Source organism: Nonomuraea sp. NPDC004580 (genome assembly GCF_040609855.1).
GTDB lineage: Bacteria > Actinomycetota > Actinomycetes > Streptosporangiales > Streptosporangiaceae > Nonomuraea > Nonomuraea salmonea.
The window spans coordinates 38,962-59,216 of the sequence record NZ_JBEXLH010000005.1; the positions used below are offsets into that span (position 1 = coordinate 38,962).

The 20,255-nt window shown below is 71.0% G+C and carries 19 protein-coding genes and 3 tRNA genes; 8 read left to right on the forward strand and 14 right to left on the reverse strand.

The window, feature by feature from the left end:
- Positions 1–21: 21 nt before the first annotated feature.
- From ABZW11_RS08590 to ABZW11_RS08605, 4 genes are all read right to left on the reverse strand, one after another.
- Positions 22–477 (reverse strand): hypothetical protein, encoded by a 456-nt coding sequence (locus tag ABZW11_RS08590; RefSeq protein ID WP_355414138.1) that lies wholly within the window; start codon positions 475–477, stop codon positions 22–24.
- Positions 478–588: 111 nt separating this feature from the next.
- Positions 589–1,137 (reverse strand): GNAT family protein, encoded by a 549-nt coding sequence (locus ABZW11_RS08595; RefSeq protein WP_355414140.1) that lies wholly within the window; start codon positions 1,135–1,137, stop codon positions 589–591.
- A 43-nt stretch (positions 1,138–1,180) separates the two neighbouring features.
- Positions 1,181–1,888 (reverse strand): hypothetical protein, encoded by a 708-nt coding sequence (locus ABZW11_RS08600; protein ID WP_355414142.1) that lies wholly within the window; start codon positions 1,886–1,888, stop codon positions 1,181–1,183.
- Positions 1,889–2,108: 220 nt separating this feature from the next.
- Positions 2,109–3,434, reverse strand: coding sequence for an MFS transporter (locus ABZW11_RS08605; RefSeq protein ID WP_355414144.1), 1,326 nt, complete (start codon positions 3,432–3,434; stop codon positions 2,109–2,111).
- A 102-nt stretch (positions 3,435–3,536) separates the two neighbouring features.
- On the opposite strand from ABZW11_RS08605, the gene ABZW11_RS08610 reads away from it, so the two are divergent.
- The 3 genes from ABZW11_RS08610 (at position 3,537) to ABZW11_RS08620 (ending at position 5,490) form a co-directional block, all read left to right on the forward strand.
- Positions 3,537–4,208 (forward strand): GntR family transcriptional regulator, encoded by a 672-nt coding sequence (locus ABZW11_RS08610; RefSeq protein WP_355414146.1) that lies wholly within the window; start codon positions 3,537–3,539, stop codon positions 4,206–4,208.
- An 11-nt stretch (positions 4,209–4,219) separates the two neighbouring features.
- The gene (locus ABZW11_RS08615) at positions 4,220–4,579 is read left to right on the forward strand and encodes a DUF2203 domain-containing protein (protein ID WP_355414148.1); all 360 of its coding nucleotides are present in this window, start codon (positions 4,220–4,222) and stop codon (positions 4,577–4,579) included.
- Between the two features lie 281 nt (positions 4,580–4,860).
- Complete coding sequence (locus ABZW11_RS08620; protein ID WP_355414150.1) at positions 4,861–5,490, forward strand: alpha-ketoglutarate-dependent dioxygenase AlkB; 630 nt, start codon at positions 4,861–4,863, stop codon at positions 5,488–5,490.
- Between the two features lie 3 nt (positions 5,491–5,493).
- Here ABZW11_RS08620 and ABZW11_RS08625 read toward each other — a convergent pair whose 3' ends face one another.
- Positions 5,494–6,348 (reverse strand): D-alanyl-D-alanine carboxypeptidase family protein, encoded by an 855-nt coding sequence (locus tag ABZW11_RS08625; RefSeq protein WP_355414152.1) that lies wholly within the window; start codon positions 6,346–6,348, stop codon positions 5,494–5,496.
- A 311-nt stretch (positions 6,349–6,659) separates the two neighbouring features.
- Positions 6,660–7,838, reverse strand: a complete 1,179-nt coding sequence (locus ABZW11_RS08630; RefSeq protein WP_355414154.1) for a glycosyltransferase family 4 protein — start codon at positions 7,836–7,838, stop codon at positions 6,660–6,662.
- 272 nt (positions 7,839–8,110) lie between these two features.
- On the opposite strand from ABZW11_RS08630, the gene ABZW11_RS08635 reads away from it, so the two are divergent.
- Positions 8,111–9,121, forward strand: a complete 1,011-nt coding sequence (locus ABZW11_RS08635) for a LacI family DNA-binding transcriptional regulator (RefSeq protein ID WP_355414156.1) — start codon at positions 8,111–8,113, stop codon at positions 9,119–9,121.
- Positions 9,122–9,232: 111 nt separating this feature from the next.
- On the opposite strand, the gene ABZW11_RS08640 is transcribed toward ABZW11_RS08635, so the two are convergent.
- A complete protein-coding gene (locus ABZW11_RS08640; RefSeq protein WP_355414158.1) occupies positions 9,233–10,726 on the reverse strand; it encodes an alpha-N-arabinofuranosidase in 1,494 nt (497 codons plus the stop codon).
- A 276-nt stretch (positions 10,727–11,002) separates the two neighbouring features.
- Here ABZW11_RS08640 and ABZW11_RS08645 point away from each other — a divergent pair, with 276 nt between their 5' ends.
- Genes ABZW11_RS08645 through ABZW11_RS08655 form a run of 3 tightly spaced genes read left to right on the forward strand, consistent with a single transcriptional unit; the run spans position 11,003 to position 14,093 of the window.
- Positions 11,003–12,346, forward strand: a complete 1,344-nt coding sequence (locus tag ABZW11_RS08645) for an extracellular solute-binding protein (RefSeq protein WP_355414160.1) — start codon at positions 11,003–11,005, stop codon at positions 12,344–12,346.
- The gene (locus ABZW11_RS08650; RefSeq protein WP_355414162.1) at positions 12,343–13,263 is read left to right on the forward strand and encodes a sugar ABC transporter permease; all 921 of its coding nucleotides are present in this window, start codon (positions 12,343–12,345) and stop codon (positions 13,261–13,263) included. The genes ABZW11_RS08645 and ABZW11_RS08650 overlap by 4 nt, the downstream gene beginning before the upstream one ends.
- Positions 13,260–14,093 carry a carbohydrate ABC transporter permease gene (locus ABZW11_RS08655; protein WP_355414164.1) on the forward strand — a complete coding sequence of 278 codons (834 nt, stop codon included), beginning with the start codon at positions 13,260–13,262 and terminating at the stop codon, positions 14,091–14,093. Before ABZW11_RS08650 ends, ABZW11_RS08655 begins: the two co-directional genes overlap by 4 nt.
- Before the next feature lie 169 nt (positions 14,094–14,262).
- On the opposite strand, the gene ABZW11_RS08660 is transcribed toward ABZW11_RS08655, so the two are convergent.
- From ABZW11_RS08660 to ABZW11_RS08675, 4 genes are all read right to left on the reverse strand, one after another.
- A tRNA-Val gene (locus tag ABZW11_RS08660) sits at positions 14,263–14,337 on the reverse strand.
- Between the two features lies 1 nt (position 14,338).
- Positions 14,339–14,412: transfer RNA gene (locus tag ABZW11_RS08665), tRNA-Cys, on the reverse strand.
- An 18-nt stretch (positions 14,413–14,430) separates the two neighbouring features.
- Positions 14,431–14,502, reverse strand: a tRNA-Gly gene (locus ABZW11_RS08670).
- Between the two features lie 42 nt (positions 14,503–14,544).
- Complete coding sequence (locus ABZW11_RS08675; RefSeq protein WP_355414166.1) at positions 14,545–15,180, reverse strand: ACT domain-containing protein; 636 nt, start codon at positions 15,178–15,180, stop codon at positions 14,545–14,547.
- 82 nt (positions 15,181–15,262) lie between these two features.
- Between ABZW11_RS08675 and dusB the strand changes: the two genes are divergently transcribed.
- Positions 15,263–16,375: a tRNA dihydrouridine synthase DusB gene (gene dusB, locus ABZW11_RS08680; RefSeq protein WP_355414168.1), complete on the forward strand. Its 1,113-nt coding sequence runs from the start codon at positions 15,263–15,265 to the stop codon at positions 16,373–16,375.
- A gap of 85 nt (positions 16,376–16,460) precedes the next feature.
- Here dusB and ABZW11_RS08685 read toward each other — a convergent pair whose 3' ends face one another.
- From ABZW11_RS08685 to ABZW11_RS08695, 3 genes are all read right to left on the reverse strand, one after another.
- The gene (locus ABZW11_RS08685) at positions 16,461–16,955 is read right to left on the reverse strand and encodes a DUF2087 domain-containing protein (RefSeq protein WP_355414170.1); all 495 of its coding nucleotides are present in this window, start codon (positions 16,953–16,955) and stop codon (positions 16,461–16,463) included.
- A gap of 228 nt (positions 16,956–17,183) precedes the next feature.
- A complete protein-coding gene (locus tag ABZW11_RS08690) occupies positions 17,184–19,682 on the reverse strand; it encodes a DUF3516 domain-containing protein (protein ID WP_355414172.1) in 2,499 nt (832 codons plus the stop codon).
- Between the two features lie 54 nt (positions 19,683–19,736).
- Positions 19,737–20,240, reverse strand: coding sequence for an N-acetyltransferase family protein (locus ABZW11_RS08695; RefSeq protein ID WP_355414174.1), 504 nt, complete (start codon positions 20,238–20,240; stop codon positions 19,737–19,739).
- Between the last annotated feature and the right edge of the window lie 15 nt (positions 20,241–20,255).

A 20,255-nucleotide genomic window follows, 5' to 3' on the forward strand; every position in this document is an offset into this window, starting at 1 on the left:
GCACGAGCCGGGGAAGCAGGGCTAGAGATAGGACCGGGTCGCGCTCACCAGCTCGCTGGCCCCGTCGCGGGTGTCGACGTAGATGGCCTTGCCGGGGGTGCGCTCGCGGACGTCGTGATCGCGGATGGCGAACACGGCGGGCGGCACGCCCACGTCGCCGTAGCGCGCGGTGACGGCGGCCCCGATCGCCCGCCGCACGTCGGCCACCACCTCGCGGGGCCCCTGCCCGGAGCCGGAGGCCGCGAGATAGCCGAGCATGCCGGCGAAGCGCAGCTCGCCCTCGGCCGGCGGGCGCTGGCCGGGCAGCACGGGACGGTCGAGCCAGAACACGTTGCCCGCCAGGAACGCCGGATAGCCCGCCCCCTCGTCGCCGAGCGAGCGCGCGGTCTCGGCGAGCAGCTCGCCGAACTCGGCCAGGTCCGCCCCGGGCGGCAGGTCCGTGGTGACGAACAGGGGCACGATCAGCGAGTCGAGCATGTGACTATCCCTCCGTGAGAGGCCTCATCGTAGGATGCCGCACCGACAATCCCGGGACCCGCGACTGCGCCCGGACTTGACCCGGCGCTCACGAAGCGCGGGAAGTGGGGATCAGCGCTCGACCCACTCGTCCTCCAGCGCCGAGTGCACGATGGAGTCGCGCCAGCCGTTCGGCGTGGGCAGGTGGTGGCGGATGCGGCCCTCCTCGACCATCCCCGCGGTGAGCATGGCGAGCTGGGCCGGCAGGTTGGCGGGGGAGCGGGCGCCCCAGATGCGGTGCAGCCCGAGCTGCTTGAAGCCGAAGGACAGCAGCAGGCGTACGAGGTCGGTGCCGATGCCGCGCCCCCACTGCTCGGGATGGAGCCCGAACCCGATCTCGGCGCTGTGCGGCAGCTCGGCCTCGATGCGCAGCCGGGCGACGCCGACCACGTCGCGGCGGCCCGTGTCGAGCACGGCCAGCACGTAGAGCAGGCGCGGCTCGGCGGTGGCCGCCCGCACGGCCTCCTCGACGAGGCCGGTCACCTCCTGGAGGCCGCGCGGCGCGAAGGGCGCGTGCTGGGTGGCGACGGGATGGCCGTAGACGCCGTGCAGAGCGGCGATGTCCGCCTCCGTGACGTCACGGAGGCAGACGCGTTCGCCCTCGCAGACCACGCGGCGCATGCGCCGACCGTAACGCGAGTTCCGTGATCTTTACAAGCCCTTGTCAAGTCGCGAGTTGACTGCCGTAAGCTCGCGCGACAAGTTCGGCGACGGCGCTGTGCGAGCCGAGCGGCTCGGCGTGGCCGGCGTTGATCGCCGCCGCGGCCTGTTCGATCAGCGCGTACGAAGCCTCGTGGCCGATCATGCAGGGCGCGATGGCCAGCCGCTCGGCGCCCGCCGCCCGCAGCCGCTGGGCCGCGACCGGCACGCCGGGCTCGCTGTCCAGCGACGCCGCGACGACCGGCAGCGTGAGCCTGGACGCCAGCAGCACCGCGGTGGCCTGCACGGCGTGCACTGCACGCTCTCCGCCCACGGTGCCGAGGATGACGGCGTCCACGGGGCTGAAGACGTTCAGCAGGCGGACCCGGTCGGCCCTGGCCAGGCCGCGCTCGGCCAGCCGGATGTGCAGGGCCTCGGCCAGCAGCGGATGCGGGCCGAGCGCCTCGGTGACGGCGGCCCCGGTGCCGGTGGCGGCGACGGCCTTGCCGATCTCCGCGAGGACGGCGGGATCGTCCCAGGTGAGGAGCGGTACGACGACGGCTTCGCGGCCGGAGGGCAGGGAGTCTGCCAGGTCGCTCACGCTCGTCAGGCGCACCTCGATCTGGGGGTTGTCGACGCGTACCACGGCCGCGATCTCCTCGGCCACGCCGTCCGTCGTGCCGGGAGTGGCGAGCACGAGCACGGGGGCGTCGGGCGGCAAGGACGTGGGCACGGGACGGCGGTGACGACCGCCGCCCGGCCGGGGGGAACGTTCTCGTACAGGCAGGCTCACAGGCGGGCAGTTTATGCCTATTCGGAGACGGTTGTTCTGTGAATCGATGGCGATACGGTCACAACCCTGTTGACTAGGGGCTTCCGCGCCCCGAAAAGCTTCCGCGGGCGGTGTCGGCAGCCACCGCCCGCGGCTCTCGCGGCATCCCCTGCGAGGTCTGTCAGGCGAACGGGCCCACCTGCGGGGCCTTCTTGGCCTCTTCCGGCGTCTCGGCCAGGTCGACGTCGCGGGTCTCCGGCGCGATGGCCAAACCGACGGCGGTGACGGCGAGGGCGGCGACGACGTACACGGAGACCGCGATCGTGGACTGGAAGGACTCATACAGCTGCAGGGCGATGATCGGGGCGAGCGCGCCGCCCACCACACCCGCCACCTGGTAGCCCATGGAGGCGCCGCTGTAGCGCAGGCGGGTGCTGAACAGCTCCGCGATGAACGCGGCCTGCGGTCCGTACATCGCGGCGTGGGTCACCAGCGCCACCACGGCGGCCAGCGCGATCAGCGGGAACGAACCGGTGTCGAGCAGCGGGAAGAAGACGAACACCCACACCGCGGCGGCGATCACGCCGGCCAGGTAGACGGGGCGGCGGCCGTACCGGTCGGACAGCGCGCCCGCCAGCGGGATCAGCGCGAGCTGCAGCGCCGAGCCGATGAGCACGGCGTTCAGCGCGTACGAGCGCGGCAGGTTCAGCGTCCCGGTGATGTAGACGATGATGTACGCGGTGAAGGTGTAGAACGCCACGTCCACCCCGATCCGCGCGGTGAAGGCCGACAGCAGCGCCCGCGGGTGCGTGCGCAGCACCTCGATGAGCGGCATCTTGGCCGTCGCGCCCTGCTCGGAGACCTCGGCGAACAACGGCGACTCGGTGATCCGCATCCGCACCCACAGCCCGACGAAGACCAGCGCGCCCGACAGCAGGAACGGAACCCGCCAGCCCCACGACAGGAACGCGGCATCCGACATGGTGAACGACATGATCGTCAGCAGGCCGGTGGCCAGCACGTAACCGGCGGGCACGCCGACCTGCGGCCAGCTCGCGTTGAAGCCGCGCCTGCGCCCGTCGCCGTGCTCCAGCGACATGATCACCGCGCCGCCCCACTCGCCGCCCAGCCCCAGCCCCTGCACGAACCTCAGCAGCGCGAGCAGGACCGGCGCCAGCACGCCGACGGCGGCGTAGCCGGGCAGCACGCCGATGAGGAACGTCGAGACGCCCATCATGAGGAGCGTCACCACCAGCACGGTCTTGCGGCCGACCCGGTCGCCGAAGTGGCCGAACACCACGCCGCCGAGCGGCCGCGCCACGAACGCCACCGCGTTGGTGGTCAGCGACGCCAGGACCGCCGTGAAGGGGTCGAGTGAGGGGAAGAACAGCTTGGGGAAGACCAGGGTCGCGGCGGTGGTGTAGAGGAAGAAGTCGTACCACTCCAGCGACGTGCCGATCAGGCTGGCGAGGATCACCCGCCGGGTCTGTTGCGTGGAGCCTGACATCGGATCGCTCCTTATGTCGAATGGGGAGTAGTTTCAACGTAAGGATCGTTGAACAATTCGACAAGAGGTTTGCTCCATGATTATCTGTCAAATGTGGATAACGTGGTCGCTGATCTCTCCCAGGACCGGCCCCGTCTGGGACGTAGCAGCACGGCCGAGCGGGTGGCCGACATCCTGCGTGACCGCATCAGCGAGGGCTTCTTCCAGCCGGGCCAGCGCCTCTCCGAGGAGTCGATCTCCGAGGCGCTCGGCGTCTCACGTAACACGCTGCGCGAGGCGTTCCGGCTGCTCGGCCACGAACGCCTGCTCGACCACCGGCTCAACAGGGGCGTCTTCGTCCGGCTCCCCTCCGCCGAGGACGTCTCCGACCTCTACCGCGTCCGCCGCGTGCTCGAAGGCGCCGCCGTGCGCCGCCCGCCGTCCGGCCGCGCGCTGGCCCTGATCAAGGAGTCGCTCCAGGACGCCGAGCGCGCGGTCGCGCAGGACGACTGGCAGGGCGTCGGCACCGCCAACATCCGCTTCCACCAGGCGCTGGTCTCGCTCAACGAGAGCCCCAGGATCGACGAGGCCATGCGCCAGCTCTTCGCCGAGCTGCGGCTCGTCTTCCACGTGATGGAGAACCCGCGCGCCTTCCACGAGCCGTTCGTCGAGCGCAACCACGTGCTGCTCGGCCTCATCGAGTCAGGCCGGCCCGACGAGGCCGCCGCCTACCTCGACAGTTACCTCGACGAGGCGGAACGCCTGCTCATCCACGCCTACGAGCCCAACCGCTAACGTTGTCGGGCATGGACCGGCTCTTCACCCTCGACGAGGCCCGCGCGCTGCTCCCCGGCGTCATCCACGACGCCGCCGAGGTGATCGCCGCCCGCGCCGACCTGGCCGAGATCGACTTCGCCCGCCGCTCGGGCGGCAGGTCGGAGCGGGGCGGGCTGCCCGAGCTGAAGGGGCTGCAGGCGCGCATCGAGGAGATCGTCAGCGGCTGGAGCGAGCAGGGCATCGAGGTCAAGGGCATCGCGCCGGTGCTCGTCGACTTCCCCGCCGTGCTCGACGGTGTCTCGGTGCGGCTGTGCTGGATCGAGGGCGAGCGCGAGCTGGGCTGGTATCACCGTACGGAGCTGGGCTTCGCCGGCCGCCGCCCGCTGTGACGCCGGTCAGGCCGAGCTGGTGATCACCGCGAACGCGGCGCCGAACGGGTCGGCGGCGAACGCCGTCCGTCCGACCCCTTCCGTGGTCGTCGCGGGCCCCCGCAGCGTGCCGCCGAGCCGCTGCGCCAGCGCCGCTGACCGCGCGGCGGCAGGTGCGGGCTGATGCCGGCCACGGTGCGCCCGCCGACCTGGCAGAAGCGGTAGTCGGAGTGGGCGGGGCCCAGCGACGCACTTCCACCCAAGTCGAATGCGTGTTTGAAGAATGGCATACACTCGGCAGCATGACAGCCGCGTTCCAAGCATCTTTGCTCGGCTTCGACGAGGAGCTCGGGCTGGGCTCCCTGGCGGGCTCGGTCCGCCGCACCCACCTCGGCCACGGCGCCTGGATCGACCTGCGGCCCGGCTGGCTGAGCGGCGCCGACACGCTGTTCGAGCGGCTGGCCGAGCAGGTGCCCTGGCAGGCCGAGCGGCGCCGCATGTACGACCGGGTGGTCGACGTGCCGCGCCTGCTCGCGTTCTACGGCGAGGGCGACACCCTGCCCGACCCCGTGCTCGACGACGCCAGGCGCGCACTCGACGCCCACTACGGCGATGAGCTGGGCGAGCCGTTCCGCACCGCCGGGCTCTGCTTCTACCGCGACGGCCGCGACAGCGTGGCCTGGCACGGCGACACCATCGGCCGGGGCAGCACCGAGGACACCATGGTCGCGATCCTGTCGGTCGGCGACCCGCGCTCGCTCATGCTGCGCCCGCGCGGCGGTGGCCCCTCCGTCCGCCACGACCTCGGCCACGGCGACCTCATCGTGATGGGCGGCAGTTGCCAGCGCACATGGGAGCACGCCATTCCCAAGACGGGCCGCCCCGCGGGGCCCCGCATCAGCATCCAGTTCCGGCCCCGCGGCGTGCGCTGAGACTCAGGCGCGCTGCTGGGCGGCGCCCCAGGTCAGCAGCTCCTCGGCGGTGCCGAAGCGGCGGCTCGAGCTCGACTCGCCGAGCAGCACGCCCACCAGCGGCCGGCCGTCGCGCTCGCTCGCGAACGCCAGGCAGTAGCCCGCCGCCCGGGTGAACCCGGTCTTGAGCCCGATCGCGTCCGACGTGCCGATGAGGCGGTTGGTGTTGCGCCAGACGTACGAGCGGTGCTCGCCGGTACCGTCGAGATGGTGCCGGCGGGTCCCGGCGACCTCCTTGATGAGCGGCACCTTCAGCGCGGCGGCGGCCAGCACGGCCTGGTCCCTGGCGGTGGAATATCCGTCGCCCGCCGGGGTGGGCAGGCCGTCGGCGTTGACGTACTCGGTGTCGTTCATGCCCAGCTCTCGGGCGGTCGCGTTCATCTTGGCGACGAAGCCCTTCACGCCCGGCCCGTACGTGCGGGCCAGCGCGTGGGCGGCGTCCGCGCCCGAGGGCAGCATCAGGCCGTAGAGCAGCTCGCCGACCGTGATGCGGTCGCCGGGGCGCAGGTCCGCGGTGGTGCCGCCGCCGTCCTCCGCGTACGCGACGTCCGCCGCCTTGATCCGTACGACGTCGGTGGGCTTGGCGGTCTTCAGCACCACGTACGCGGTCATGGTCTTGGTGAGGCTGGCGATCGGCATGCGCTTGCCGCCGGCCTTGTCGAACAGCACGTCGCCGGAGCTCGCGTCCATCAGGTACGCGGCCCGCCCGTACACGGCGGGGGCATCCTGGCGGACGGTGGGAGAGGCGGGTGCGGCGGTGGTCGTGGTGGCCTGGGCCGGCGCCGTGAGCCCTGTGACCAGGGCAAGGGCGCCTGCCATGGCAGTCAGAAAAGCTTTCCGGTCACGCATGCGGCCCAGAGTGCCGCCCTCTTGGGCCTGCTTTTGCCGAAATGAGGGATGTTTTAGACAGGAGTATCCAGAAACCCCGATTTTTCCGGGAAAATCGGGAGGTAAATCTTTTTGCCCGGAAACCGGCCGGCAGGCCGGCCATGGCCCGTGGGAGGGCCAAGGCCCGGGGGAGAGCCAGAATCGGTCGGCCAGGGCAGGAGGTCAGCCGGCCGGGGCCAGGGGGCCGGCCAGGAGGCCAGCCGGTCGGGGTAAGCGGTCGGCCAGGAGGTCAGCCGGCCGGGTCAGTGGGCCGGCCAGAAGGTGTCGCCGATCCGCTCGCCCGCCGCCAGCTCTGCGAACAGGTCCTCCCACACGGGCATCACGTGCTCGGCCGCGTACGCCCGCGCGGTCCGCCGTGCCGCCTTCCCCATGCTCACCCGCAGCTCCCGGTCGGCGATCAGCCGGCGCAGCGCCTCGGCCAGCGCGTCCACGTCCTCGGGGGGCACCAGCAGGCCGTCCACCCCGTCGGTCAGCACGTCACCCGGCCCGGTGGGGCAGTCGAAGGCGGCGACGGGCAGCCCGTGCGCCATCGCCTCGATCATCGTCATCGGCAGCCCCTCGTACCGGGAGCTGACCGCGTAGACCGAGGCGCCGGCCAGCTCTTTGTCCATCCGCCCGGTACGCCCCACCAGCGACACGTGCTCGGCCAGCCCGTACTGCTCGATCAGGCCCGCCAGCTCGCCCTGGCGCGGCCCGGTTCCGAAGATCCGCAGCCGCCACTCCTGACGCTCGGCCACCACCTGCGCGAACGCCTTGATCAGCAGGTCGAACCCCTTCTGCGGCACCAGCCGCCCGGCCGCCACCACGACCGGCGCGCTCTGCCGCGACCGCTCACGCTTCGCGGTCGGCACGGCGTTGGGGATCCGCACGACCGGCGTGGCCGGCAGCAGGCGCCGGAAGTCCCGCAGGTTCGCCTCGGTCAGCACGGTGATCGCGTCGAAGGCGGCGTAGTGGCGGGCGATCTCCCTGCGGATCGTCTCGGGATAGGCCGACAGGTTCATGTGCTCCTGGGCGACCTTGATCACCGGCTTGCGGGCGCGGCGGGCGGCGATCAGGCTGAGCGCGGGCCGGCTGGTGACGAGGACACCGTCGTCCAGCCCCGCGCAGTACTCCATCGCCGCCCACTCGACCCGCTCGGTGAAGTAGCCGGCCGCGAACTCGCCGCGCGGCACCACCTTCCCGCGCACCCGCCGCCAGGCCCGCCGGGCCAGCGAGTCCGGCACCCGGCCGCCGCGCTGGTCCACCAGCGTGGTGACGGTGATACGCGGATCGACGGCGAAGTGCGGCCGCTCGCGGCGGCGTACGAGGCTGACCAGCTCGACCTCGTGCCCGGCGGCGGCCATCGCGTTCGCCTGGCTGATCACGGTCTTGACCGTGCCGCCCATGCCGTACGCGTGCAGCATGAGGTAGCGGATCCTCATCTGCCGCACCCCCAGCCGGAGACAGGGCCTGAGACAGGGCCTGCGACAGGGCCGGAGCTCCCGCCGCGGCGTCGCGCACCGCGCCTCAGGGCCGTGACCAGCACATTGTTCGTCCTCCTCGGCGCATCCATGCCGACGCAGGTTACTCTCCGTTCCTGGTAGTTAGCTGAGAACGCCCGGCGGGGCGGGGCAGGACCCCCTCGTGACGCGGGGGCTACGATCGCGCGTTCGCGCGTTCCGCCTGTTAGCGTTACCGCTAAGGGGGGTGAGCCGTGGTGAAATCCAAAGCCGGCCGGCCTGCGGTGCTCATGGACGTCGCCGTGCTCGCCGGTGTCTCCACCATGACCGTCTCACGGGTGCTCAACACACCCGACCGCGTACGCGCCGAGACCAGGGCCCGCGTCCTGGCCGCCGTACGCGAGCTGGACTACCGCCCCAACCAGGCGGCCCGCCAGCTCGTCACAGGTCGCTCCGGCGTGCTCGGCGTGGTCAGCATCGACACCACGCTCTACGGCCCGGCCACCACGCTCTACTGCATCGAGCAGGCCGCCCGCCACGCCGGCTACAACGTCTCCATCGCCAGCCTCAGCTCGCTCAACCGCACCTCCATGGAGGAGGGCGTGCAGCGGCTGCGCACCCAGGCGGTCGACGGCGTGATCATCGTCGCGCCCCATGAGTCGGCCGCCGACGGGCTGCGCCACCTGCCGCCCGAGATGCCGGTCGTCGCGGTCGACGCCGCCGACGACATCCCCGTCCCGGTGGCGAAGGTCGACCAGGTCGCCGGCGCCGCCCGCGTCACCCGCCACCTGCTCGACCTCGGCCACCGCACGGTGTGGCACGTCGCGGGCCCGGCCGACTGGCTCGACGCCAACGGCCGCATCGACGGCTGGCGCGGCGTGCTGGAGGCGGCCGGGCGGCCTGTGCCCGACGTGCTGCGCGGCGACTGGAGCGCCAGATCCGGCTACCAGCTCGGCCGCCGCCTGGCCGACGAGCCCGAGGCCACGGCCGTGTTCGTGGCCAACGACCAGATGGCGCTCGGCGTGCTGCGGGCGCTGCGCGAGGCGGGCAGGCGGGTGCCTGAGGACGTCAGCGTGGCGGGCTTCGACGACATCCCCGAGTCCGCCTACTTCTGGCCGCCGCTGACCACCGTGCGGCAGGACTTCCGCGAGGTCGGCAGGCACGCCTTCCACATGCTGCTCGACCGCATGGCCGGGGCCGAGCCCGAGAGCCGCCGCCTGATCGAGCCCGAGCTGGTGGTCCGCGACAGCACCGCGCCCGCCTGAGCCCGCCCGCGCCCGCCTGAGCCCGCGCGAAGCCCGCCCGAGCCGGCTCGGGTCCGCCCCGGGTCCGCACGGGTCCGCCACGGCGCCCTTCCCTCCTGAGGCGGCGGGCGCTCAGGGGGCCAGGCGGATCACGTTCCAGGAGACCGGCGGCAGCAGCACACGCAGCGGATCCTTCTCGACGTCCCGGTTCGGCCTGGGCGTGATGCGGTCCGGCTCGTCGGCGGTGTTGCGGGCGTAGACGTCGGGGTCGGTCAACGTGGTCGCCTCGACGACCCGCACCGCGCCCAGCGCCCGCGCGTCGATCTCCAGCGACAGCGGCCCGTCCACCGAGCGGTTGACGGCGAACAGCGTCGTGCCGTCCGCGTCATGCGTGGCCACCGCGTGCACCAGCGGCACCTCCCCGTACGCCGCCGTCTCGTACAGCGGCGACACCGGCTCCACCCGCAGCACGTCGCCGGCCGCGTACCGGGAGGCCTGCGCGAACGGATGGAAGGTGGTCTGCCGCCAGGACCGCCCGCCCGGCTCGGTCATGATGGGCGCGATCACGTTGACGAGCTGGGCCAGCGAGGCGGCGGTCACCCGGTCGCTGTTGCGCAGCAGCGTGATCAGCAGCCCGCCGAACGTCACCGCGTCGGCCAGGTGGTAGTGGTCCTCCAGCAGCGGTGGCGCGACCGGCCAGTCGTCGGGGGTGCCGGCGTCCCTGAAGCGGGACTGGTACCAGACGTTCCACTCGTCGAAGGAGAGGTCGATCCGCTTGCGTGACTTCAGCCGCGCCCCGACGTGGTCGGCGGTGGCCACCACGGAGGAGATGAAGTACTGCATGTCGGTGTCGCTGGCCAGGAAGCTGCCCAGGTCGCCGCCGCGCTCCTCGTAGTAGGCGTGGCAGGAGATGTAGTCGACCAGCTCGTACGTCTCCTCCAGCACCTCCGCCTCCCACGCGCCGAACGTCGGCATGCTGGAGCTGGAACTGCCGCACGCCACCAGCTCGAGCCGCGGGTCCACCATGCGCATCGCGCGGGCGGTCTCGGCGGCCAGCCGGCCGTACTCGCGGGCCGTCTTGTGGCCGGTCTGCCAGGGCCCGTCCAGCTCGTTGCCCAGGCACCACATCCTGATGCCGTGCGGCTCCTTGGCGCCGTGGCTCACCCGCAGGTCCGACAGCGCCGTGCCGGACGGGTGGTTGCAGTATTCGAGCAGGTCGAGCGCCTCGGCGATGCCGCGCGTGCCGAGGTTGAGCGCCATCATGGGCTCCACCCCCGCCTTACGGCACCACAGGACGAACTCGTCCACGCCCACCTCGTTGGTCTCCGTGCTGCGCCAGGCCAGGTCGAGCCGGCGGGGCCGCCGGTCCTTGGGGCCGATGCCGTCCTCCCAGCGGTAGCCGGAGACGAAGTTGCCGCCGGGGTAGCGGACGGTGGACACGCCCAGCTCCCTGGTCAGCTCCAGGACGTCGCGGCGGAAACCGTCGTCGTCGGCCAGCGGGTGCCCGGGCTCGTAGATGCCGGTGTAGACGCACCGCCCGAGGTGCTCGACGAACGTGCCGAACGTGCGGCGGCGCACGGGAGCGACCTTGAAGGCCGGGTCGAGGGTGAGGCTGGCGTGGTGCACGGGGGAGACTCCCTGGGTTTCCGCGACGTTACGTGCTCCCGATTGTTAGCGCTATCACAGGCCAGGTCAAGAGCTGGTAAGCGGTTGCCCGAGGGCCCTTGACAGGCCGCTTGTTACCGCTAACACTCGGGTAACCCCGGCGAAACACCGGGGTGCGCACGGCGGCCGCCGCGACCCGGACGTGCCGCCTGTCCGCCTCCGACGGGAGGCCCCCTCTGCTGCCCTCACCCGCCCTTTCCCAAGACCACAGCCCCGGTGTAAGGAAGAGGCCATCCAGTGCACGGTCCCCCTCACATCAACCGCCGGCACCTCCTGGGCGGCGGCCTCGCCCTGATCGCCGCCGCCGCGTCGGGATGCGCGCTCCCCGTGGGGTTCGGCTCGTCCCAGACCCGCATCAGGTACTGGCACTTCCTCGGCGCCAGCGACGGCATCACGATGAACGGGATGGTCAAGGCGTTCGGCAAGGAGAACCCCGACGTCTTCGTCGAGGAGAACGTGCTCCAGTGGGGCGAGCCCTACTACACGAAGATCGCCATGGCCGGCGCCGGCGGACGCTCGCCCGACCTCGCCACGTTCCACCTCGCCCGGCTGGCCGGCATCGGCGCCGGGCGCATCCTCGACCCCATCGACACCGAACTGCTGGAGGAGGCCGGCCTGAAGGCCGCCGACTTCAGCCCGCCCATCTGGGAACGCGCCCACCTCGACGGCGTCCTGTACGCCATCCCGCTCGACGCCCACCCGATGGTGCAGTACTACAACACCGACATCTGCGAGAAGGCCGGGCTGCTCGGCGCGGACGGCAAGCTGCGGCCCACCACGGGCGTGGACGAACTGATCGCCATGCTGACCAAGGCCAAGGAGGCCATGGGCGGCAAGCCGCCGCTCACCATGGACGCGCTCGGCCTCGGCACGGTCGGCCCCTGGCGGGTGTGGTACTCGCTCTACGGGCAGAGCGGCGGCACGCTGCTGACGCCCGACAACACCGCGATCGCCGTCGACGACGCCAAGGCGCTGGACGCGCTGCGGCTGATGCAGCGGCTCGGGCAGGAAGAGCTGTGCGACCCGCGTACGGACTACGGCGCCTCCGTCGCCAAGTTCACCAACGGCGAGGCGGCGTTCCTGTGGAACGGCGACTGGGAGATCACCGGGCTGAAGGAGCGCGGCACGCCGTTCAGCATGACCCGCCTCCCCAGCGTCTTCGGCAGCGGCGCGGCGCAGGCCGACTGCCACGCGTTCGTCCTGCCCCACCAGCGCAGCAGGGACCCCGAGATCGAGCGGGCCACCTACCGCTTCATCGCCTACCTGGTCAAGAACAGCGCCGACTGGGCGGTCGCCGGGCATGTGCCCGCGTACCTGCCGGCGCTGGAGGAGCCCGACTACCTGGCGCTGGACCCGCAGTCGGAGTACCGCTCGGTCATCACGGAGGTCGCGCTGGATCCGCAGGCGTGGTTCGCCGGCTCGGCCTCGCGCCTGTGGATCGAGTTCGGCGAGGCGTTCTCGCCCGTCATCAGCGGCGAGCGCAGCCCCGAGCAGGGCCTGGCCGCCGCCAAGGCGTCGCTGAACCGGCTGCTGTCGGCCCCCGACCCCTTCCCCGCCGAGGACGCCGAGGAGCGCTCATGACCGCCACCGTCGCGCCCACCGCGACCGCCGTCGCGGCCGTGCAGTCGAAGGTCCGGCGCGGCTGGACGGAGCACGGCCTGCTGTTCGTGGCCCCATTCCTGCTGATCTACCTGGTCTTCCTGGTCTGGCCGACGCTGCTCGGCTTCCAGATGAGCTTCTCCAGTGTCAACGTCGCGGGCGGCAACGACCACTTCATCGGCTTCGGCAACTACGCCGAGGCGTTCGCCGACCCGCGCATGTGGCGCTCGCTGTGGAACACGCTCGTCTTCACCGTGCTCAGCACGATCCCGCTGGTCCTGCTCGGCCTGGTGCTCGCGCTGCTGGTGCACCACCTGCGGTTCATGCAGTGGCTGTGGCGGCTGTCGTTCTTCGGGCCGTTCCTGCTGCCGTCGGCCGTGGTGTCGATCCTGTGGCTGCAGATGATCTACCCGCCCGAGTACGGCCTGATCAACGGCACGCTCGGCACCGACATCGTGTGGCTGGGCGACCCGTCTCTGGCCATGTGGTCGGTGGTGCTGACCACCGTGTGGTGGACGGTCGGCTTCAACTTCCTGCTCTATCTCGCCGCCCTGCAGTCCATCCCCCAGCACCTGTACGAGGCCGCCGCCATCGACGGCGCCAACGCCTGGGACAAGCTGCGCTCGATCACCCTGCCGATGCTCCGCCGCACCACCGCGCTCATCGTGGTGCTGCAGCTCGTGGCCTCGCTGAAGGTGTTCGACCAGGTCTACCTGATGACCGGCGGCGGCCCCGAGGACGCCACCCGCTCGATCATCGAGTACGCCTACGACATCGGCTTCACCGGCTACCGCACCGGTTACGCCTCGGCCGTGTCCTACATCCTGTTCGCCCTCATCGTCATCGTCTCCCTGGCGCAGCTCCGGCTGTTCCGCAAGCGCGAGGAGGTCGCGTCGTGACCAAGCGGTTCAGCTTCAGCCAGTTCGTCCTGCTGGTGGCCGCGCTGGTGCTGGCGGTGCTGTGGCTCGCCCCGATCGCGTGGGCGGTGGCCACGTCGCTCAAGCCGGAGTCGGAGACCACGAAGCTGCCGCTGGAGTGGTTCGGCAGCACGCTCACGCTGGAGTCGTACGAGCTGGTCCTCGGCACCGGCGGGATCGTCAAGTGGGCGATCAACTCGACGGTCACGGCGGTGGCGGTGACGTTCCTGACCGTGCTGTTCTCGGCGATGGCGGCGTACGGGTTCGCGCGCACGCGGTTCAAGGGGCGGCGGGCGCTGCTCGGCCTCATCCTGGCGGGCATCATGGTGCCGCCGCAGGTGCTGATCGCGCCGCTGTTCGCCGAGATGGTCGCCTTCGGCCTGGTGGACACCTGGTGGGCGATCATCCTGCCGCAGGTGGCGGCGCCGCTGATCGTCTACATCCTGGTCAAGTTCTTCCAGGACGTGCCGGAGGAGCTGGAGCAGGCGGCGTTCGTGGACGGGGCGGGGCGGTGGCGGGTGTTCTTCACCATCGTGCTGCCGCTGTCGCGGCCGGTGCTGGCGGCGGTGTCGATCTTCACGTTCATCAGCACCTGGAACAACTTCCTGTGGCCGTTCCTGGTCTCCACCGACCCGAACACGATGACGCTCCCGGTGGGCCTGGCGAACGTCGTGCAGGGCACCTTCGGCCTGCGGTACGCGCAGATCATGGCCTCGGTGGTGCTGGCCGGGCTGCCGCTGCTCATCGTCTTCGTGCTCTTCCAGCGCCAGATCATCCGCGGCGTCGCCCACACCGGCCTCGCCGGCCAGTGACGCCGGGGGAGACCCCATGCGGTGGGCTCGGGCGACCCCTCCCCACCGCCGCAGGAGAAACCCCACGCGGCGGGCATCCCCCTCCCGCCGAGGGAAGGATCACGCGGCCGACGCGCCCCTCCCACGAGAAAACCCCCGGCCGCCGAGCGGCCGGGGGTTTTCTGAGAGGTGGTGGACGATACTGGGATTGAACCAGTGACCTCTTCCGTGTCAGGGAAGCGCTCTCCCGCTGAGCTAATCGTCCTTGGAGGTGGCGACGGGATTTGAACCCGTGTGGACGGCTTTGCAGGCCGCTGCCTCGCCTCTCGGCCACGCCACCGAGTCAAACCCCTCTCCGAGCGGAAGACGGGATTCGAACCCGCGACCCTCACCTTGGCAAGGTGATGCTCTACCACTGAGCCACTTCCGCGCTGTTGCGTGGTTAACAATAGCGCGTTTCCGGACCGGATGCTTACTTGCGAAGCTGGCGGGCCACGCTTCGCTCGGTGGCGGGGAGGCTCAGGAAGATCTCGAGGATCCTCGTGAGGCGGTGGACCTCGATGCGGTGGAAGGCGGGGCCTTCGCTGCGGCCGAGGATGAGGGAGAGCGCCAGCGGCGGCAGCGGCGCGTGGATCAGGTGCGGGCCGCCCTCGACGGTCAGCGCCGTCGGCCGCGCGGGCGTCTCGGCGGGGACGGTGAAGTCTTCGGGCGCGCGCCAGCTCGCGTACACGATGCGGCCCTCGGCGGCGGTGGCCGCCCAGTCGGCGCTGAACAGCACGGGCAGCGAGTCGATCAGCGTGGTCAGCGCCCGGTCGCCGGCCGTGGTGATGTATTTGAGTATCTCCAGCTCCGGGTAGGTGCCGGGCGCCTCGCGGGTGGGCCAGACGCCGTCGACGGCCACGCCTTCGAGGCTTTCGAGGCTCTTGACCAGGTCCTGCCTGGAGATGTCGTCGGGGCAGTAGACCGTGATGTCGTCGACCGCCCGGCCGTCGCCTCGTTCGAGCACGGTCACCTGGGTGATGTCGGCCCCCGACGCACCCAGGGCCTTGGTCACCTGCGCCAGCGAGCCCGGCCTGTCGGGCAGCGTGAGGCGTACGCGAAGAAGCATCCATCCCCCTCAACCGAAGATGCCGATCACAGACTATCGGCGGAATACCGGTTACGGCCTGACCTGCGCTACAACTGACGGGGTGAAGATTGGGCCGATCGGGGTGTGGCCCCCGGTGGTGCTGGCGCCTATGGCGGGCATCACGAACGCGCCGTTCCGCGTGCTCTGCCGCGAGCAGGGCTCGGGGCTGTTCGTGTGCGAGATGATCACGACGCGGGCCCTGGTCGAGCGCAATCCGAAGACGCTGCGGATGATCAGGTTCGATGAGTCGGAGCGACCCAGGAGCATCCAGCTCTACGGCGTCGATCCGGCCGTGGTCGGGCGGGCGGTCCGGATGATCGTCGAGGAGGACCTCGCCGACCACGTCGATCTCAACTTCGGCTGCCCGGTGCCCAAGGTGACCCGGCGGGGCGGTGGGTCGGCGCTGCCGTACAAGCGGAATCTGCTGCGGCGCATCCTGCGCGAGGCGGTCGCGAACGCCGGTTCGCTGCCCGTGACGATGAAGATGCGCAAGGGCATCGACGACGACCACCTCACCTACCTCGACGCCGGCCGGATCGCCGCCGAGGAGGGGGTGGCGGCCATCGCGCTGCACGCCCGCACGGCCCGGCAGCACTACGGCGGCGTCGCCGACTGGGAGGCCATCGCCCGGCTGAAGGAGGCGGTGCGGGAGATCCCCGTGCTGGGCAACGGCGACATCTGGTGCGCCGACGACGCGCTGAGGATGGTGGCCCGCACCGGCTGCGACGGCGTCGTGGTGGGGCGCGGCTGCCTGGGGCGGCCCTGGTTGTTCCGCGACCTCGAGAACGCCTTCAACGGCGGCTCCGAGCGGGCGACGCCGACGCTGGGCGAGGTCGCCGACGTCATGGAGCGGCACGCCGAGGGCCTGACGGAGTGCTTCGACATCGAGCGCTACGCCGTGGCCGACTTCCGCAAGCACGTCGGCTGGTATCTCAAGGGGTTCACGGTCGGCAGCGAGCTGCGGCGCGAGCTGGCCACGGCCGAGTCGCTCGACGGGCTGCGCGCCGGGCTGGCGAAGCTGGAGCGCGACCAGCCGTGGCCGCTCAACACCGACACGCCGCGCGGCAAATCGGGTGAGCGGTCGAAGGTGCTCCTGCCCGACGGCTGGCTGGACGACCCGTGGGACTGCCCGATCCCCGGCGCCGACGCCGAGTCCGACATCTCCGGCGGCTGACGCTGGTGGGGGCCGGTGACCCGTCGAGACTCATGCCGCCCACGCTACGGACCCGGGCCGCGCGACGGTACGCCCGCGAGCCCTCTCAGATCTCGACCGGGCCGCCGCTGCGCCAGTAGACGTTGTCCTCGCGGGCCAGCAGGCCCTCGTCCACCAGATAGCGGCGCAGGGCGGCGTGGTCGTCGTGGAAGGCGCGCAGGGCGACGTCGACGTCCTTCTCCGGGTAGCGGACGCCGGGCTCGAAGACGCGCGAGATGTGGCGCAGCAGGATGAGCCGCTTGTCGCGGCGCATCGTCAGGGTCGTCAGCCGCCCGTCCACCAGGAACGTGCGCAGCACCCGCTCCTCCTGGCTCAGCTGCGCGGCCGGCTCGGCGCGCGAGCGCAGCAGGTCGCGGAAGCGCTCAGGGGTGGCGTGCCACTTGCCGCTCTCGTCGCACGCGGCCAGCCCGCCCGCCGCCAGCTTGCGCAGCGCCTCGGGGGAGTGGCCGTCGGGATGCCCCAGCACGAGTGAGGCGAACGCACGCAACGTGTCGTCCTGGTAGAGCAGCCCGAGGACACGCCTGATCTCTTCGTCGTTCACCGGCCCATTTTGTCGTGGATCGTGACGCCGCCGCCACGCCTTATCACCGGCCCGACCTGGAAGATCGCACTGCCGCCGACCGCCCGATGCGGGGAATGTCTCGATCTTGGGACACGATGATGACACATCCCCGACCTTTTCCGACCGACACTGAAGGTGACAGGCCGGTGCCGGGACGCCCTTGCCAGTCCGTTCCGGCACACGGCTTGTTCATGTCTCCCGGCCCTTCTACAGCCGGTTGAGCCCCTGAACGTGCAGGACCGCCCGGCCCTCCTCATCGGACGCGGCCAGATCGACCTGGGCGTCGATGCCCCAGTCGCCGTCGCCGGCCGGATCCTTGATCGTCTGGCGCACCTTCCACAGCCCGCTCTCCTCCTCGATGCGCAGCAGCGCGGGACCGCGGGCGTCGGCGTCGGTGTGGATCTCCTCGTGCTCGTCGTAGTACGCGTCGAGCGCCGCACCCCAGTCGACGTCGGGAGCCAGCTCCTCCAGCTCCTCCTCCTTCTCCAGCGCGCACAGCTCGACCAGCCGGAACATCGCGTTGCGCACCAGCACCCTGAACGCCCGCGGGTTGCCGGTGACCGGCCGCACCTTGGCCTCGAGCTGCTGCTGCTCCTCCAGCGCCGCCGCCGGGTTGGTCAGCTTCTCCCACTCGTCGATCAGCGAGGAGTCGACCTGGCGCACCAGCTCGCCCAGCCACTCGATGAGGTCGACCAGGTCATCGGTCTTGAGGTGCTCGGGCACCGTACGCGACAACGTGCGGTAGGCGTCGGCGAGGTAGCGCAGCACCGTGCCCTCGGAGCGGGCCAGCTCGTAGAACTGGATGTACTCGGCGAACGTCATCGCCCGCTCGTACATGTCGCGCACCACCGACTTCGGGCTGACCGTGTAGTCGGCCACCCACGGGTGCCCGCGCCGGTAGGTCTCGTAGGCGCCGAGCAGCAGGTCGTCGAGCGGCATCGGGTACATGACCTCGGCCAGCTGCTCCATGCGCTCTTCGTACTCGATGCCGTCGGCCTTCATCTGCGCGACGGCCTCGCCCCTGGCCTTCTTCAGCTGGGCCGACAGGATCTGGCGCGGGTCGTCGAGGATGGACTCGACGATGGAGACCATGTCGAGCGCGTACGACGGCGACTCGCGGTCGAGCAGCTCGAACGCCGCCAGCGCGAACGTGGACAGCGCCTGGTTGAGCGCGAAGTCCTCCTGCAGCTCGATCGTCAGCCGAGCCCTGCGGCCCTGCTCGTCGGGCTCGGGGAACTGCTGCACGATGCCGCCCGCCAGCAGCGACCGGTAGATCGCGATGGCCTGGCTGATGTGCCGCCGCTGCCACTTGCGGTCTTCGTGGTTGTCGGTCAGCAGGTGCTTCATCGCCTGGAAGCAGTCGCCCGGCCGGTTGATGACCGCGAGCAGCATCGCGTTGCTCACCTTGAAGCGCGAGGTGAGCGGCTCGGGCTCGGCCTCCTGGAGCTTGACGAACGTCTCCTCGCTCCAGCCCACGAACCCCTCCGGCGGCTTCTTGCGGGCGTAGCCGCGCCGCCGCTTGGGGTCGTCGCCGATCTTGGCCAGCGCCTTGGCGTTCTCGATGTCGTGCTCGGGGGCCTGGCAGGCGACGTAGCCGATGGTGTCGAAGCCCGCGCGCCCGGCCCGGCCGGCGATCTGATGGAACTCGCGGGCCCGCAGCCTGCGCACCTTGTTGCCGTCGTACTTCGACAGGGCGGTGAACAGCACCGTGCGGATCGGCACGTTGACGCCGACGCCCAGCGTGTCGGTGCCGCAGATGACCTTGAGCAGCCCGGCCTGGGCCAGCCGCTCGACGAGGCGCCGGTATTTCGGCAGCATGCCGGCGTGGTGGACGCCGATGCCGTGGCGCACCAGCCGCGACAGAGCCCGGCCGAAGCGGGTGGTGAAGCGGAAGCCGCCGATCATCGCGGCGATCGCGTCCTTCTCCTCGCGGGTCGCCATGTTGATCGACATCAGCGCCTGGGCCCGCTCCATCGCCGCGGCCTGCGTGAAGTGCACGACGTAGACGGGCGCCTGGCCGGTGCTGAGCATCTCTTCGAGCGTCTCGTGCAGCGGCGTCATGCGGTAGGAGTAGACCAGCGGGACCGGCCGCTCGGCGTGCTTGACCACCGCGGTCTCCCGCCCGGTGCGGCGGGTCAGGTCCTCCTTGAACATCGTGACGTCGCCGAGCGTGGCCGACATCAGCACGAACTGCACGTCGGGCAGCTCGAGCAGCGGCACCTGCCAGGCCCAGCCGCGGTCGGGCTCGGCGTAGAAGTGGAACTCGTCCATCACGACCTGGCCGATGTCGGCCCCGGCGCCGTCGCGCAGCGCCACGTTTGCGAGGATCTCGGCCGTGCAGCAGATGATCGGCGCGCCCGGGTTGACGCTGGCGTCGCCGGTCATCATGCCGACGTTCTCGGTGCCGAAGATGGCGCACAGGTCGAAGAACTTCTCCGACACCAGGGCCTTGATCGGCGCGGTGTAGAACGTGCGCATGTCGCGCGTCAGCGCCGTGAAGTGAGCGCCCGCCGCCACCAGCGACTTGCCCGACCCCGTCGGCGTGGCCAGGATCAGGTTGTTGCCGGAGACCACCTCGATGAGGGCCTCTTCCTGGGCGGGATAAAGGGTGAGCCCCCGCTCGGCGTTCCACGCGACGAACGCGTCGAAGATGGCGTCGGGGTCGGCGTCGAGGTCTTCGGGCAGGCGGTCAACGAGTAGGCTCACACCCCTATCCTGCCGAAGTTTGCCGGGTGGTCGGACCGCACAGGCCCAAGTGGGTCAGGTGGCGCGCAGATCCAGCTGGAAGAGCGCGGTGTCGATCCAGCGGCCCAGCTTGAACCCCACTCCGCTCAGCCGGCCCGCCGCGCGGAAGCCGAACTTCTCGTGCAGCCGCGCCGACGACGGGTCGCCCGCGTCCGCGATCACCGCGACGAGCTGCCTGGCGTGCGTCTCGCGGGCCCGCCCGATCAGCTCGCCCAGCAGCCGCCCGCCCAGGCCCTTGCCCGTGTACTCGGGGGCCAGGTAGATGCTGTCCTCCAGCGTGTGGCGGTAGGCGGGCTTCGGGCGGTACTGCGCGAGGTAGGCGTACCCGGCGACCTCGCCGTCCACCTCGGTCACCAGGAACGGCAGCCCCGCCGCCGCGACGGCCGCGGCCTTGGCCCGCCAGCCGGCGAGCTCAGGGGGCGTCTCGTCGAACGTCACCGCGGTCACCGTCACGTAGTGGGCGTAGATTTCGGCGACGGCCGGCAGGTCCTTGTCCTCAAGAGGGCGAATCGTCGTCATGCCGTCATTGTCGTG